The sequence below is a fragment of the Chelatococcus sp. YT9 genome (genome assembly GCF_018398315.1).
Classification (GTDB): Bacteria; Pseudomonadota; Alphaproteobacteria; order Rhizobiales; family Beijerinckiaceae; genus Chelatococcus.
In genome coordinates this window covers 1,763,131-1,778,597 of the sequence record NZ_JAHBRW010000001.1, presented here as the reverse complement: position 1 = coordinate 1,778,597, position 15,467 = coordinate 1,763,131, and the positions used below count along the sequence as shown (strand labels likewise).

The following is a 15,467-nucleotide window of genomic DNA, read 5'->3' as shown; positions in this document are numbered from 1 at the left end:
ACACAAGTGAGGCCGGCCGGGGCGGCGCGCAACCCGAGATTGCGACACCCTAAAGCAAGGCGCGATGTCTATCGCGCCGCGAAGGGAACCGAGCGGAAGATCTGGCTGTCCTTACTTTGGATGAGTGGATGCAGTTCCTCGCTCATGCTCTTGAAGCTTTCATCTGCATAGAGCGCCTTTCGCCGGCTTTCACGGTCCTCCCAGCTTTCATACCCGAAGATCTGAACCACCTGCTCGATGGGCCCTGTTTCAGAGGTGAGAAAACCTATGCATTCACCCAAGTATTTCTTTTGCAATGCGAAGCCGACGCGCTCGAAAGCTTTCAGATATTGAGCCATCGTGCCCGAGCGAAACGTATAAGTGCGAATTTCGACGATCATTTCGGCGATCCATACATCTTGGGGTAACGGGTCGTTGCGGTCGCGCAGTGCGACTATTCAGGGTCATCGACCGGAGACGTGGGCTGGAAGCCCTCCTCTTGCTCGAGTCCGAACCAGGTTTCCCAAGTCCACGAACTCTTCAGCGTCTCCACCTGCGGGAAGACCTCTACCGAGGTGATATGCGGCATCTGCGCCGGCATTTCGTTGCGGATGAAATGATGCAGCGAGTTCATCGTCGTATGGAGGCTCTGCACGATGATGTCGGCACTGCCAAAGGAGATCGAGACGAAGCGGACGGACGGATACTCCGCTATCCGGCGGGCATAGTCGTCGACATGGGCCGGCGGCACCTTGAGATGAATGAGCGCGACGACGTCAAAACCGAGCGCGATGAAATTGCCGACCGCGGCGATGCGGATGAGACCGGAATCCGTCAGGCGGCTGACGCGTTGGCGGACGGTCGCCTCAGACACCTTCAGATCGCGGGCGATCTCACGATAGGGCTGGCGGCCGTTCTGGGAAAGCGCAGCGATGATGCGCTTGTCCAGCCCATCGAGGTTCATACCGTTCACGTCACCTTCCCCCTGCTTCGCAATAGGCATCTTGTTGCTCAAAAATTCCCACTTTGCGCATCAGATTCGCATATGAATCTATTGACTGCGTATCAAATCGAAGTTTAGCATTATGCATTGCGTATCATAAAGTCACTTTTGCGCAAATGCACAGCCAGGGCGTCAAAAGCGACAAACAGAGAGGGTGCAACGATGTCGGCGAAAGCCCTGTTACTCGCGACAAGTCTCCTAGCGGCAGCCGTGGCGAGCGCTTCGCCAACGTTTGCGCAGGCTGAACGGGATGGGAAGATCTCATTCTTCATGTTCGCAGGATCCGGCTCCGATGTGGTGCCGAAGGAAGTCATCGCTGACTATCTCAAGAAAAATCCCAAGGCTGGCATTGATATTGTCGAGACGACGAACGCGATCATCTATCCCAAGATGGTCACGGCGCGCCGCACGACGCCAGATCAGCCGCTCGTCCACTGCGGCTTCTTCAACGCCGATACCATCAACCGTGGTGACGCTGATGACATGTGGGAACCCCTGAACAAGGCGAACATTCCCAACATGGCGAACACACTGGAATCCTATGCGCGTCCTGATGCGCGCGGCGTTCCCTATCAAGCAATGGGCATCGGCCTCCTCTACAACACGCGCGTGATGAAAGAGCCGCCGACCTCTTGGAGCGTACTTTGGAGTCCGGACAGCCGAGGCAAGATCGTCACTTTTGACAATGACCTGCGGCTTATCGGTCTAGTCTCGAAGCTCAACGGCGCAGATGAAAAGAACCCCGACACGGGTTTCAAGCTCTTGTCCGAGAATGCCAAGAATTTCCGTGCGCTGGTCGATTCCAATGACGCGTTGAAAAACCTCGTGATCCGTGGCGACGCACCGATCGCGCCGTGGTTCTCCTCCGTCTCGGATGTCTGGATCAAGGAAGGTTCACCGGTCGGCTTTGCCGTGCCGAAGGAAGGCGCGATCGCATTTCCGATCTATATGGCGATCGCCAAGGGCGTAACCCCGGCCCAACGCGCGGTCTGCGAGGATCTGCTCAACGAGCTCCTCACGCCGGATCGGGCTGGCCGCTACGCGCTTGTCACCTCGTCGGTTCCGCTCGTGACAAACGCGACGTTGTCCAAGGAGCAGGTCGAGAACCCGATCCTCAACCCCGCCATCGCCAAGAACGCCATTCAGATCGATTTCGCCTATATCGCGACCGTAGCCGCCGACTGGCGCGACCGCTGGGCGCGCGAGATCAAGCTGAAGATGCGCTGAGCTGGCGCCGGCCGTGGTGACCTCACGGCCTTACCTGCTCCAGCTTCGAAATCAGCTCGCCTTAACCAAAGCTTGCATCCGGGACCTTGCAACGTGTCAGGAACGGTAGAGATCGTTGGCGTGACGAAGCGCTTCGGGTCGCATCTTGCGGTCGACGACATTTCCTTCGGAATCGGCAGCGGGGAGTTTTTCTCGCTGCTGGGGCCATCGGGCTGCGGCAAGTCGACGACGTTGCGGATGCTGTCGGGTTTCGAGGCGCCCGATGAAGGCGCGATCCGCATCGCCGGTCAGGACATGACCGACGTGCCGCCCTACCGGCGGCCGACCAACATCGTGTTCCAGCGCTGGGCGCTGTTTCCGCATATGAGCGTGGAGGCCAATGTCGCCTTCGGGCTGGAGGCGGAGGGAAGGCCGCGCGCCGAGATCCGCAGCCGGGTGGGTGACGCGCTGGCGCTCGTCGGGCTTTCGGGCTTTGCCGGCCGCAAGCCGGGCCAGCTCTCCGGCGGGCAGATGCAGCGCGTGGCGCTGGCGCGGGCCCTGGTGAAGCAGCCGAAGGTGCTCTTGCTCGACGAGCCCCTGAGCGCGCTCGACCTCAAGCTGCGCCACCAGATGCAGATCGAGTTGAAGCGTATCCAGCAGGAGATCGGAACGACCTTCATCTTCGTCACCCATGACCAGGGCGAGGCGCTCGCCATGTCGGACAAGGTGGCGGTGATGAATGCCGGGCGGGTGGAGCAGATCGCCTCGCCGCAGGAGCTCTATGACGCGCCGGCGACGCGCTTCGTGGCGGGTTTCATCGGCCATGCCAATCTGCTGCCGGTGACGGTGGAGGGGCCGGCGGGCGAGGGGCTTGCGCGGGTGCGGCTGGGCGATCTCGGCTTCGTGGCGGTGGCGCGCGAGGCGCTGTCCGGAGAGGCGACCCTGGCGCTGCGCTTCGAGCGGGTGCGCATCGGCGCGGCGCAGGCCGGCGTTGGTGCATCCGGCCTGGATAATCCCGGCTTGGATCATCCCGGCTTGGATCATCTGGGATCAGCGCGGGCCACCGGCGTGGTGCGGCAGATGATCTTCGGCGGTTCGACCGTGCAATATGTGGTGGGGCTCGACGCCGCATCGGTGGAGATCACTGCCGAGCAGCCCCACGGTGCCGGTGCCGCCGTCTTCACCCAGGGCACCCCCGTCACCCTTACCTGGGAGCCCGCCGATGGCCGCCTCTTCAGGCCGTGAGGGCGGCGGGTCCGCCCGCGCGAAAGCCGAACGCTCGGCCTGGCTGCTGCTGACGCCCATGTGCCTCCTGATGGCGGTGGCTTTCCTTCTGCCGGTCGGGATCTTCCTGCTTTACAGCTTTTATCGTTTTCGGGGTGGACGGCTTGAGGAAACCTTCACCCTTGAGACCTACTGGCGCTTCATGACGGATGAGCTCTATCTCATCACGATCTATGACACGCTCCAGCTCGCCGTGGTGTCGACACTGCTCTGCCTGGTGATCAGCTATCCGCTTGCCTATGCGATGTGGCGCATGCGCAGCCCCAGCCTGCAGAAACTCGTCGCGTTTATCGTCTTTGCCCCCGTGCTCGTCAGCGTCGTCGTCCGCAGCTATGGCTGGACTGTCGTGCTTGCCGATCAGGGGCCGGTGAACTTCATCCTGACCCGTCTCGGCCTGACATCCGGGCCGGTTTCCCTCGTCTATAACATGACGGGTACTGTCATCAGTCTCGCCCATGTTTTCCTGCCCTTCGTGGTCTTCCCGATCCTGGCCTCCATGCTGCGGCTCGACCCGACGCTGCGCGAAGCGGCGGAAGATCTTGGCGCGAGCTGGTGGAAGACTTTCCGCAGCATCACCCTTCCCCTCACACTTCCTGGCGTGGTGGCGGGTGCGCAGATCTGCTTCACCCTGTCGCTCGGCTCCTTCGTCACGCCGGCAATCTTGGGTGGGGGACGTGTGCTCGTGCTGCCGATCCAGATCTATACTGCGACAAGTGACATCAACTGGCCTGTCGCGGCTGTCGGCGGGCTTTGCCTGCTCGTCATGGCGTTTATCGCGGTGGTCGCGTTCGGACGGCTGTCGAAATACAGCGAGGCTGTGTGATGGCGGCTCGTCACTCACGCGCAAAAGCGCTGCCGGCTTGGCGACATCTCGCGCTTGGGATCTTCACGGTCGCGGCCGTCATCTTCATTCTGGCACCCTTGGCCATCGTGATTCTGACGTCGTTCTCCGCCCAGAGCTACGCGATTTTCCCGCCGGAGGGGTACTCTCTGCGTTGGTACGCGAACCTCGCCGCGCAGACGACCTTCTACGTCGCCGCCTTGCGGAGCCTGATCCTCGCGTTGGTCGCCACAGCCGCATCACTCGTGGTCGGCACCATGACTGCCTACGCGCTGGTCCGCTATCGGCCACGCGGACACTCTGCCCTCAAAGCCGTCTTCCTGTCGCCCGTCGTCCTGCCCAAGATGGTGCTGGGCGTCGCCGTCTTCATGCTGGTGGTCAAGATCGGCTTCTACGGCAGCAACTGGAACCTCGTTCTCACCCACACGCTGATCTGTGTTCCCTTCGTCATCGCCATCGTCGCGGCATCGCTGGCCAATTTCGACTGGTCGCTGCAGGAGGCCGCGCTCGATCTCGGCTCCAGGCCGCTGCCCACCTTCCTCAAGGTGATCCTGCCACAGATCTCCGTCAGCGTCTTCATTTCCGGCCTGCTCGCGTTCGTCACCTCCTTCGACCAGGTCGAGACCACGATGTTCCTGATGCGGCCGGGCGAAAGCACGCTGCCGATCGAGATGTTCCTCTATCTGCAGCGGTGGCAGGATCCCACCATCGCTGCGCTCTCGTCCGTGCTTATCGTATTCGCCATCTTCCTGCTCGTCCTGACGAGCCTCGTGCTCGGCCGGCGCAAGATCACCACCCTGCAGACTTCAGCGGAACCCGGACCATGAATGACATCGAGCTCCAGGCGCTAGCCGCGCGCGTCGAAGGCCCCCGCTTGATGCAGCATCTCACGGCTTTCGCGCAATGGACCAAACATGCGGGAACGCAGGGTGAGCTGGACAGCCTTGCCTATGTCCGCACCGCGTTGGACAGCTATGGTTATGCGACCGAGCTCATCCTGCACGACGCCTATATCAGCTTGCCTGGCGAGGCCTCGGTCACCATCGCCGGCGAGACGCTGCCCGCCATCACACAGTCGTTCTCGCGCAGTTCTCCGGCTGGCGGCCTGGAGGGCGAGGTTGTGCCGGTCGGTCCCGGCAGCCCGGCGGATTTTGCCGCGCGCGACGTCCGCGGCAAGATCGTCCTCGTAGAGGGCATCGCGACACCTGCGGTTTCGCAGCGCGCGGGTCGGGCGGGTGCCATCGGTCAGATCCACCTCAGCCCAAGCGTCCACGCGCATGAGATGTGCATCTCCCCCGTTTGGGGCAGCCCGACGGACGAAACCGTTGGCAATCTCCCCGCGACTGTGGTCGTGACGCTGGCGAAAGCCGATGGCGACCGCCTCAAGGGGAAGCTCGGATCTGCCCCCGATATGCCGGTCACGCTCAATGCCGCTGTCGACACCGGCTGGCGCAAGACGCCGATCCTCGTCGCGTCTCTGGATCGCGCCGGAGCGGCTACGGACGAGCCCTACGTCCTGTTCTCTGGCCATCACGACACCTGGTACTACGGTGTCATGGACAATGGCGGTGCCAATGCCACGATGCTCGAAGTGGCCCGGCTGAGCGCCGAAGCACGGAAGAGCTGGCAACGAGGCCTGAAGATCTTCTTCTGGTCCGGCCATTCACAGGGGCGCTATTCCAGCTCGACGTGGTATGCCGATACGCATTGGGAGGAGCTTGCCACGCGCGCGGTCGCGCATGTGAACATCGATTCGACCTGCGCGAAGGGAAACACCGTCTTGACGGATGTGCAGGCGGCTGCGGAACTCGTTCCGTTCAGCCGCAAGGTCATCCGCGCGGAGGGCGACCAGGAGCTTTTCGGCCATCGCATCACCCGGGCGGGAGACCAGTCGTTCTGGGGCATCGGTATTCCCGCGATGTTTTCCAATCTCGGCGAGCATCCCGCAAGTGGCGCCGCACCCGCTGCATCCTTCCTGTTCGGCGGTCCGAACAAGCAGGGCGCGGGTACGGGCTGGTGGTGGCACACACCTGAAGACACACTCGACAAGATGGACGAGGAGATCGCTGTCCGTGACACCCGCGTCTACCTTCATGCGGTCGCTGGTCTTCTGACCGCCAGGATCCTGCCGATCGACTATGCCGCCCACGCCGACATGCTCCTTGCGCAGATCGACGGTTTCGCAAAAAGCCTGGGCGATCGTTTCGATCTCGCGCCGCTCCGGACCCGCGCCGAAGGTTTGAGGAGCCGCGCCGAGGCGCTTGCCGCACTTACCACGGGAGAGCACACCGACGACGAGGCCGGTCGGATCAACGCCTGCCTCATGGCGGTATCGCGCGCCCTTGTTCCCGTCGACTACACCTCCGGTGACCGCTTCGACCATGACCCGGCGCTCCCGCAACCGGCGTATCCATCATTCGCAGCCCTGGGCCGACTTGCCGCAACGAGCCCCGGATCGGATGCTGAGAAATTCGCGATCGGCGCAGCACGGCGCGGCGTGAACCGCGTGCTCTTCGCGTTGCGTGAAGCCAATGCAGCGCTCGACGCCTGCCTCGACATTCTCACCTCCGGGAAGGGAGCCTGACCCATGCGCCTGGCTGGACACACCGCCTTTGTCACAGGAGCCGCCGGACTTCTTGGCCGCGCCATCGTCGCGGATCTGCGGCGCGAAGGCGCGAAAGTCGTTGCCTCTGACATCAACGCCGAGGGCCTGGCTGCCATGGTCGCGACTGCGGACGCCGACGGTCCTTCGCTCGCTGCGGTGATCGGCGACGTCACGGACGAGAACCACGTCGAGCGGATGGTAGACGAAGCGGAGAGGTTGGCTGGTCCGGTGGATATCCTGGTGAATTGCGCCGGCAAATATCTGAACCAGCCGGTCGTCGCCATGACGGTCGAGGAATGGGATCGCGCCATGGCGCTCAACCTTCGCAGCACCATGCTGATGTGCCGCGCCTATGGCCGACGCTGGATCGCCGCCAAGACACGCGGTGTGATCGTCAACATATCGTCCGGCGCCGGCACATCCGCGCGCGCTGGCAGTGCACATTATGCGGCGGCGAAGGCCGGGGTGAACATGCTGACGCAGGTGCTCGCCATCGAATTCGGCCGCGAAGGAATCCGCGTGAACGGCGTGGCGCCGGGCGTTGTGCTCGATCATGTGGTCGAGGAAGAGAGCCCGGACAATCATGCTTACATCAATCTGAGCCTGCGCGGCATCCCGCTCGGGCGGACGGGCCGACCGGACGATATTGCGCAAGCCGTCAGCTTCCTTGCTTCTGATGGCGCGGAATGGATCAACGGTGTGACGCTCGAGGTCAACGGCGGCTCCCATTGCGGTCGCACCCATGTGCCACTCACCTTTGACGCCAATTTCAAATGAACGCAGAAGCCATCGGGGATCCGATCCTGGTCATTGGCGCCGGCGCCATCGGCGGCACGCTCGCGGCCTGTCTCTCGGCAGCGGGAGAGCACGTGGTCGCGGTTGACGGCAATCCCGCCCACGTCGAAGCGATTCAAGAGAACGGCCTCGTGGTTGCCGGGGTACGCCCGCTCCATGCGCGGCTCGAGGCTCATCATCCGTCGACGCTCGTCGGAGAGTTCAGCCGTGTCATCCTGGCGGTGAAAGCCAGGGACACAGAGGCGGCGCTCGCGACCGTTCGCGCGCATCTTTCGCCGAAGGGCTGGGTCCTTCCCCTGCAGAACGGGCTCGGCATGCTCACCGTCGCTTCGACTGTCGGGCAGGAGCGCACCATCGGCGCGGTCATTGCCATCGGTGCGCATTACAAGTCGCCGGGGCAACTGGCGCTCCTCGGCTATGGCGAAACTCATGTCGGTGAGATCGACGGCATAGCAAGGCCGCGCACAGAGGAGGCTGTCGCCCTGCTCGGCCAGCTGCAGCCGGCCGAGATGACCAACAACATTCTCGGGCATGCCTGGGGCAAGCTTGTCCTTGCGGCGATCTATTCGGCAACGGCCCTCGCCGATCGCGATGTCCTCGAGCTTTACGACGATCCCGCCGTTTGCGCTGTTCTCGCGGCGGCGGGCAGTGAGGTAGTCGCGGTGGCGCTCGCGGAGTGCGCGCGGCTTGAGCCGGCGGACGGCCTTGAGCCGATGCGCCTGCTCGACCGAGGCAGCCTCGCCTTCGGGCCCGATGATGTGTGGGCTGGGCAGCGTGTCGCCTGGCGGCGCTACGAGAACACGCGTACGGGCATCTGGCGCGACCTCGCCGAGCTTCACCGCCCGACAGAGGTGAATGCGATGCTGGCTCCAGTTGTGGCCGCGGCACGCCGACATGCTGTCGCGACGCCTTGTCTTGATCAGCTTCTGGCCCTGATTCATGGCGCAGAAACACATCAGGTTGCGTTGGGGCCTGAAACATTCATGCGCCTAGCGGCTTGCGCCACAGACCGCGGCTGTTGAGCCTTTGCACACAGACGTCGGTTCAAGCAGAAGGATGCAATCAATGATCTACGAACTCCGCCACTACATTCCCGTTGCAGGAAAGGCCGATGCTTTGGCGCGGCGCTTCGAGGAGCATGTCTTTCCTCTTCTCGCCAAATATGGTCTGAAGGTCCACGATTACTGGGAAACGACCGATGGCGCCCGTGAGATCTGGTATGTAATGGAATGGGCTGATGAGACGGCGATGAAAGCCGGCTGGGACAAGTTCCGCGACGATCCTGCCTGGGCGGCCGCGAAGGCAGCGACTGAAACGGACGGCCCCCTTTCGGCAAGCTTGCATTCCATTGTCCTGAAACGCCCCGATTACTTCCGTTCCTGAACCATGGTCACGGTCTTTTCCAACGGTCCCTTCACCACGCGGCCGGAAATCCGCGGCACGTTCGGTTGTGCCGCGGCAACACATTGGCTCGCGGCAGCCACGGCCATGCGCATCCTGGAGCGGGGAGGCAATGCCTTTGACGCGGCGGTTGCCGCTGGCTTCGCGCTGCAGGTCGTTGAACCCCATCTCAACGGCCCCGCTGGCGAGGTGCCCATCCTTTTCTATGATGCGAGGACAGAAAAGGCCGAAGGAATTTGCGGGCAGGGCGTGACGCCGGCGACCGCGACCCCCGAGCGTTTCCGCGAACTTGGGCTTGATATGGTGCCCGGCACCGGTCATCTCGCGGCTTGCGTGCCCGGAGCTTTCAGCGCCTGGCTCCTGCTGCTGCGAGGCCATGGGACGCTGCGCCTGAAGGACGTACTTGAACCGGCTATCGAGCTCGCGGGCGGTGGCTATCCGCTGACGCTCCGTGTTGCGCGCACGATCGAATCCATGCGCGCCCTCTTCGAGAGCGAATGGACCAGTTCGGCCGCGGTCTACTTCCCCGGTGGCAAGGCGCCGGAGGCCGGCGCACTGTTCCGCAATCCCGTGCTGGCGGCGACCTATCAGCGCATCGTCGATGAAAGCGCAGGCGGCAGTCGCGAGGCGGAGATCACGAGGGCGGAAGCACTTTGGTACGAGGGCTTCGTTGCTGAAGCCATTGATCGCGCCGGCCGTGAACCGGTCCTCGATTCATCCGGCAAGCGCCACGCGGCACTTCTGACCGCGCACGATCTCGCATGCTGGCGAGCGAGCTATGATGCACCCGTCAGCCGTGACTACAACGGCGTGACTGTCTTGAAATGCGGCGCCTGGACCCAAGGTCCCGCCTTCCTGCAATGGCTTGGTCTGCTTGAGGGCTTTCCTCTCGATGATCTCGACCCGCTGGGGGATGAGTTCGTCCATCTTGTCACCGAGACGGGTAAGCTCGCCATGGCCGATCGGGACGCTTGGCTCGGCGATGGCGAGGCGCCCCTCGCGGCGCTGCTCGATCCCGAATATATCGCGCAGCGGCGACAACTCGTCGCGTCGACAAGCGCGGCGGAGTTTCGGCCGGGCGCGCCGGAAGGGCGGAGGCCCGCGCCCGTGCCGCTGCGGGAGGCCACGGAAGACCACAAGCCCGCGGGAGTTGGCGAGCCCACGTTTCAAGCCGCCATCGGCGAGCCGACCTTCGCGAGCGGTAGCTCGGCCGAGGCCGCGCTGGCGGCGCATGTGGAACGCCGCGAGGGGGATACCTGCCATATCTGCGTGACGGACCGCTTCGGCAACATGGTGGCCGCCACCCCGTCCGGCGGCTGGCTTCAGGCCAGCCCGGTCATTCCTGAACTCGGCTTCGGGCTTTCGACGCGCTCACAGATGTTCTGGCTCACCCCGGGCCTGCCCTCATCGCTCGCACCCCGCAAACGTCCGCGGACGACCTTGACGCCCACGCTCGTACTGCGCGAAGGCCTGCCATATCTCGGCTTCGGCACGCCGGGCGGGGATCAGCAAGAGCAGTGGTCGATCGCATTCCTGCTCAGGATTTTGCATCATGGCTATGGGCTGCAACAGGCAATTGACGCGCCAGCCTTCCATACCAATCATCTGGTCGCTTCATTCTGGCCCCGGGACTTCAAGCCGCGGTCCCTGTCCGTGGAGGGGCGCTTTTCGCAGGATGTCATCGCCGCCCTCCGGAGGCGTGGCCATGACGTGACGGTGGCGGGCGACTGGTCGCTCGGCCGGCTATGCGCCGTCGGCCGCGAGACGGCGCAAGGCGCGCCGATCCTGCGCTCTGCCGCGAACCCTCGCGGCATGCAGGATTTCGCGGTCGGCAGATAGCGCGATCCGGCAAGCAGCATGTAACGCCATCCAAGTCATCAATCCGCCCGCTCGCTCTCAAATCTGGCTATCGGCAATACCATCGCCGTGCTCCAGCCGCTGGATTGGAAATCAGGGGCGGCGAGGCACCTGCGGCTCTGCGGCCGGCTGTCCCGGATCCAGAACCCCGGCCTCCTCTGCGGCGGAGACAAAGGCTTTGCGCGCGATGTCAGGCCAAATCCGGCCCTCGAGCGCTTCACGGCAAAGGGATATGGCAGTCAGCCTCTTGGCACTGGTTGCAAAAGCCGAAGGCCACTTTCCGATGAGCAGAATGACCGCGTCATCGAGCCGGCATATCTCCACGCCGCCCTTGTTGGCCACGACGACCGGAACAGGCTCGAATTCCCGAATCCTGCGCTTCGCCAAGCGGTAGCGACGTTGTTCCTCCGGCGTCAATGCCCCCTACGCCCCTTCGTGAGATCCGCGCGCTGGATGGCACATCGACGCGCGCCGTGGCAATGGCGTTATATACGCGAAAAGACGTAAAGGGATTAAGAACCTTGCGCTTCCTCTTGAGCAACGAGACGCGTCGCCTCCACCTCCGCGCGATTGACCTCCGCGCGCGCGAGTTCCTCCGCAAGTTTCGCGTCGCCCTTTTCGATCGCCTCAACCAGCGCATATGTAGCCGCGACGCTCTCCGCCGAACGTTTGGGTGAGCGCCGAGGATGGGCCAGCCCCAAAACACGCCAGCGCCAGATGCGGGCGTTCAAATCGCCGATCATGCGCCAAAGGGTTTCTGTGCGCGCGCCTCTGACCAGAATGTCGTAGAACCTGTTCTTCGCCTCGATGATGGCGGACGCATCGCCCCCTTCATAGGCGGCAGCGACCCCTTCGCATGCAGCGACCAGGGATTGATGCTCGGCCTTTGTGGCATTTTCGCAGAAAAGCCGCGCCGCCAAGCCCTCCAGAACGGCGCGGATCGCATAGATTTCCTTAGCCTCAGCCAAGGTCAGGCTGCGAACCACGGCGCCCTTGTTGGGAACAACATCAATCAAGCCCTCGGACTCGAGCTGGCGCAGGGCTTCCCTGACCACGGTCCGCGAAACCCCGAGCATGTCGATCAATTCCCGCTCGACGAGCCGCGCTCCCGGTGCCAGGCGGCCGTGAACGATTGAAAGCCGCAAGGTATCGACCACCTTGCGCCGCAGGGGGGCAGCATCCTTCTCGATGGTTGGAAGGGCTTCCTCTCCGAGCGAACGACTGACGTTGACGGACGACACGTGCAATGGACTCCCGAAAACGTTCAGCCGGTCGGATAACCGGCACGACCTACCATGACATCCGCGCCACTTGTGCCGCGAAACCGGCTGAACTGCAACGTGCCGCCTGCCTCACGTGGTCGGAATGCCGACCTGCGCGCGTGCGCGCCGTGTTGAACGCCAGAGGCCGCTCATTAGCGGCAAAGCGAGCGACGCGATCACAGTGAGCAGAAGCACAAGCGCCAGCGGCCGTGTCACGAAGATGTCGAGGCTGCCATGGGACAAAATCATCGATTGCCGCAGCGACGATTCAAGGATCGGGGCGAGGACGATGCCGAGGATGAGCGGAGCGCGCGGCAACCTCGCCTTGATCATCACATAGCCGATGACACCGAAGGCAATGGCAAGGCCCACGGTGAAGAGCCGGAGGTTGGTGGCATAGGCGCCGACGATCGACAGCAAGAGGATCCCCGGTGCGAGATAGGCATAGGGTACGCGCAGCAGCGACGCAAAGAAGGGCGCGAGCGGCAGATTGAGTATCAGCAACATCAAGTTGCCAATGAACATGCTTGCGATGAGCCCCCAGACGAGATCAGGCTGATCGGTCATCAGCAAGGGACCAGGCCGGATGCCCTGCAGGGTAAAGGCGGCGAGCAATACCGCCGTCAGGCCAGAACCGGGAATACCGAGTGTCAGCATGGGCACCAGCGACCCGACAACGGACGCGTTATTTGCCGTCTCGACCGACGCCACCGCATCGAGCGCGCCCTTGCCGAACCGCTCGGGGTTTTTACTGAAGCGTCGCTCGGTCGCATAGGCAATGAAGGTGGATGCCGTCGGCCCGACCCCCGGCAGGAGGCCGAGACCAAAACCGATGGCCGTTCCACGAACGATGGCCATGCGGCATTCAACCCAGTCGCGCCATCGTGGCCAGAGATCACGCAGCCGCGTCTTCATGGGCTCGAGATCCACCAGCCTCTCGAGGGACACCAGCACTTCCGCAATGCCGAAGACGCCAATCGCTATGGGGAGAAAATCAATGCCGTCGAGAAGATCCACCTGACCGAACGTCAGCCGTTCTGTGCCCAGAATTGGGTCCGTGCCGACGAGCGCGATCATGAGGCCGATCACCGCCATGAAAAGCGCCTTGATAGGCGAGCCCTCGCCCATGCTGGCTGTCGCGGTGATGCCCAGCGCTGCAAGAAGAAAATATTCCGGCGGCGCGAAGTTAAGCGCGAAGTTACTGATAGCCAGAGCAGCGAATATTAGAAGAAATATTGTAATCGTGCCGCCGATGAAAGATCCGATGGCAGCGATACACAACGCGGCTCCGGCGCGTCCTTGCCGCGCCAGCTTGTAGCCCTCAAGGGTCGTCATGATCCCCGACGACTCACCAGGAACATTGATGAGCACCGACGTCAGGGTGCCGCCGTACATCGCGCCATACATGATCCCGCAGAGCAGGACGATCGCAGTGATCGGCGGTAGTCCGAAGGAAATCGGCAAGAGCAGAGCCATGCCCAACGAGGGGCCAATGCCCGGCAATGCTCCGATAACCTGGCCCAGGAGGACGCCGACGAATACAGCTATGAGATTCGACGGCGTGAGCGCGACTTCAAAGCCGTGCAGGAGCAGACCGAGAGATTCCATCACGTGGCCTTGTTCTGCGATTGGCCGGTTTCGTCGTCAGAAACCAACGAGGCCTTTCGGAAGATCGACATTGAGCCAGAGACCGAATACCCCCTCGATCAACGCCACTGTAACGACGGATGTGATCAGTGACGGGACGATGGGGCGGCGCGCGACAACAAGCAAGAAAAGCACAACGAAGATCAGCCCGCTGACCGCCGTCCCCAACAAGGGCATGAGGATCAAAAGCAGCCAGAGCGTCCCGATGCCGAGCAGCACCTGACGGGCGCCCGCACGATCCGGCCACTCAACCGGAGTATCGGTCTTGCGGCGGACCGCTTGCACGACAAGCGCGGCGCCGATCATAAACCCGGCGATGGCCACCCAGATACTGGCAAAGGCTGGGCCCGGGGCGAAGTCCGCCCAATACGGCAAGTGCCGCGTACCGAGCGCGACGAGCGCCGAGCACAGGAGCAGGAAAATGCCCGCGGCGATATCCATGCGTCGCATGCAGCCCTCCCTACTTCTTCTTGGCCAGCCCCAATTCCGAGAGAACGCTGGCGAATCCTTGATAAACCTTGTCCATCGCCGGACGCGCCTCGTTCGCGGGCACGTATGCGCTCGTCAGATACATGTCCTTCATCATGGCCGTCCATGCCGGCGTGGCGACCATCTTCGTGAATTTATCCTGCCACCAGGCGACAACGGTGGGGTCCAGTTGCGGCGCCCCGGCGATGCCGTAGTACTGACCCCAGACGACGTCCACGCCTTGCTCGCGGGCCGTGGGAATATCCTTCAACGACGGCTCCGCCAGCCGTTGCTCGCTCAGCACAGCGATCGCCCTGGCCTTGCCGCCCTGCAGCAACGGCATCGCTTCGTCCGGCGGCAGCGTGATGGCCGTCACCACCCCGCCGAGCAGGGATGAGATGACCTGCCCTCCTCCGCCGTCGAAGGGTACGTAGTTCAGCTTGACGCCTCCCGCTTTCTCGATGAGCGCATTGACGATGTGGTCGGTAGAGCCGACATTCGCCCCAGCCATCGAGAGTGCCCGCTCCTTCTCCTTCGCAGCCTTCACGAAATCAGCGAGGGTCTTGTAGGGCGAATCGGCGCGGACCACGACGAGAAGATCTATGCGCGCCAGCATTCCTAGTGGTGTGACCTTTTCGTAAGTATTCGGCAATCCCTGCACGATTGGCGTGGCGTAGACTGTTGGTACAACGGCGAAGAGAATGTTCTTATTGCCAGGGTGGCCGAGAACGTAATTGGCGGCCACTGTCCACCCGCCACCCGTGCGGTTCTGGACCACGATCGGATTCGTGACGATCTTTTCGTCATTGAGGATCTTGGCCACCCGGCGCATGATGACATCAGGGGTGGCGCCAGGACCGGATCCGACGGTAATCTCGATGCTGCCTTCCGGTGCGGTCATCGTTTGCGCGTAGACAGGAGCCTGTCCACTCAGGCCCAATGCGGCAACGGCAGCGAACATGAGGCCGGTTCTACGGGAAACGATCGTATATGCCGATAGAAAGTCAATCGGCTGGCGCATCCAAGCCATAACGTCTTCCTCCCCTTTGATTGCCTTCAAGCAATCATTATTGTCTACCTCGATTATTCCATCAGGTACTCACCTTGTACAATACTCTG

Annotated in this window: 16 protein-coding genes; 9 read left to right on the top strand and 7 right to left on the bottom strand. The window is 62.7% G+C overall.

The features are described 5' to 3' along the window. Positions 1–68: 68 nt before the first annotated feature. Positions 69–380 (bottom strand): NIPSNAP family protein, encoded by a 312-nt coding sequence (locus KIO76_RS07970; RefSeq protein WP_213322446.1) that lies wholly within the window; start codon positions 378–380, stop codon positions 69–71. A gap of 53 nt (positions 381–433) precedes the next feature. Beyond that, a complete protein-coding gene (locus KIO76_RS07965; protein ID WP_213322444.1) occupies positions 434–982 on the bottom strand; it encodes an Lrp/AsnC family transcriptional regulator in 549 nt (182 codons plus the stop codon). A 162-nt stretch (positions 983–1,144) separates the two neighbouring features. Between KIO76_RS07965 and KIO76_RS07955 the strand changes: the two genes are divergently transcribed. From KIO76_RS07955 to KIO76_RS07915, 9 genes are all read left to right on the top strand, one after another. Then, a complete protein-coding gene (locus tag KIO76_RS07955) occupies positions 1,145–2,209 on the top strand; it encodes an ABC transporter substrate-binding protein (protein ID WP_249729534.1) in 1,065 nt (354 codons plus the stop codon). A gap of 93 nt (positions 2,210–2,302) precedes the next feature. Continuing rightward, complete coding sequence (locus KIO76_RS07950) at positions 2,303–3,433, top strand: ABC transporter ATP-binding protein (protein WP_213322438.1); 1,131 nt, start codon at positions 2,303–2,305, stop codon at positions 3,431–3,433. Further along, positions 3,411–4,295, top strand: a complete 885-nt coding sequence (locus KIO76_RS07945) for an ABC transporter permease (protein WP_213322437.1) — start codon at positions 3,411–3,413, stop codon at positions 4,293–4,295. Before KIO76_RS07950 ends, KIO76_RS07945 begins: the two co-directional genes overlap by 23 nt. Next, the gene (locus KIO76_RS07940; protein ID WP_213322435.1) at positions 4,295–5,140 is read left to right on the top strand and encodes an ABC transporter permease; all 846 of its coding nucleotides are present in this window, start codon (positions 4,295–4,297) and stop codon (positions 5,138–5,140) included. Before KIO76_RS07945 ends, KIO76_RS07940 begins: the two co-directional genes overlap by 1 nt. Beyond that, a complete protein-coding gene (locus KIO76_RS07935) occupies positions 5,137–6,897 on the top strand; it encodes a M28 family peptidase (protein ID WP_213322433.1) in 1,761 nt (586 codons plus the stop codon). Before KIO76_RS07940 ends, KIO76_RS07935 begins: the two co-directional genes overlap by 4 nt. 3 nt (positions 6,898–6,900) lie before the next feature. Further along, positions 6,901–7,695: an SDR family NAD(P)-dependent oxidoreductase gene (locus tag KIO76_RS07930; protein WP_213322431.1), complete on the top strand. Its 795-nt coding sequence runs from the start codon at positions 6,901–6,903 to the stop codon at positions 7,693–7,695. Next, complete coding sequence (locus tag KIO76_RS07925; protein WP_213322430.1) at positions 7,692–8,735, top strand: ketopantoate reductase family protein; 1,044 nt, start codon at positions 7,692–7,694, stop codon at positions 8,733–8,735. Before KIO76_RS07930 ends, KIO76_RS07925 begins: the two co-directional genes overlap by 4 nt. A 43-nt stretch (positions 8,736–8,778) precedes the next feature. Continuing rightward, positions 8,779–9,096 carry an NIPSNAP family protein gene (locus tag KIO76_RS07920; RefSeq protein WP_213322429.1) on the top strand — a complete coding sequence of 106 codons (318 nt, stop codon included), beginning with the start codon at positions 8,779–8,781 and terminating at the stop codon, positions 9,094–9,096. Between the two features lie 3 nt (positions 9,097–9,099). Then, positions 9,100–10,953: a gamma-glutamyltransferase family protein gene (locus KIO76_RS07915; protein WP_213322427.1), complete on the top strand. Its 1,854-nt coding sequence runs from the start codon at positions 9,100–9,102 to the stop codon at positions 10,951–10,953. A 111-nt stretch (positions 10,954–11,064) separates the two neighbouring features. On the opposite strand, the gene KIO76_RS07910 is transcribed toward KIO76_RS07915, so the two are convergent. From KIO76_RS07910 to KIO76_RS07890, 5 genes are all read right to left on the bottom strand, one after another. Then, positions 11,065–11,358 carry a DUF982 domain-containing protein gene (locus tag KIO76_RS07910; protein ID WP_213322425.1) on the bottom strand — a complete coding sequence of 98 codons (294 nt, stop codon included), beginning with the start codon at positions 11,356–11,358 and terminating at the stop codon, positions 11,065–11,067. Between the two features lie 125 nt (positions 11,359–11,483). Next, positions 11,484–12,212, bottom strand: a complete 729-nt coding sequence (locus KIO76_RS07905) for a GntR family transcriptional regulator (RefSeq protein ID WP_213322423.1) — start codon at positions 12,210–12,212, stop codon at positions 11,484–11,486. Between the two features lie 111 nt (positions 12,213–12,323). Beyond that, positions 12,324–13,841, bottom strand: a complete 1,518-nt coding sequence (locus tag KIO76_RS07900; protein ID WP_213322421.1) for a tripartite tricarboxylate transporter permease — start codon at positions 13,839–13,841, stop codon at positions 12,324–12,326. A 36-nt stretch (positions 13,842–13,877) separates the two neighbouring features. Then, positions 13,878–14,330 (bottom strand): tripartite tricarboxylate transporter TctB family protein, encoded by a 453-nt coding sequence (locus KIO76_RS07895; protein ID WP_213322419.1) that lies wholly within the window; start codon positions 14,328–14,330, stop codon positions 13,878–13,880. Positions 14,331–14,340: 10 nt separating this feature from the next. Next, positions 14,341–15,309, bottom strand: a complete 969-nt coding sequence (locus KIO76_RS07890) for a Bug family tripartite tricarboxylate transporter substrate binding protein (RefSeq protein WP_213322417.1) — start codon at positions 15,307–15,309, stop codon at positions 14,341–14,343. Between the last annotated feature and the right edge of the window lie 158 nt (positions 15,310–15,467).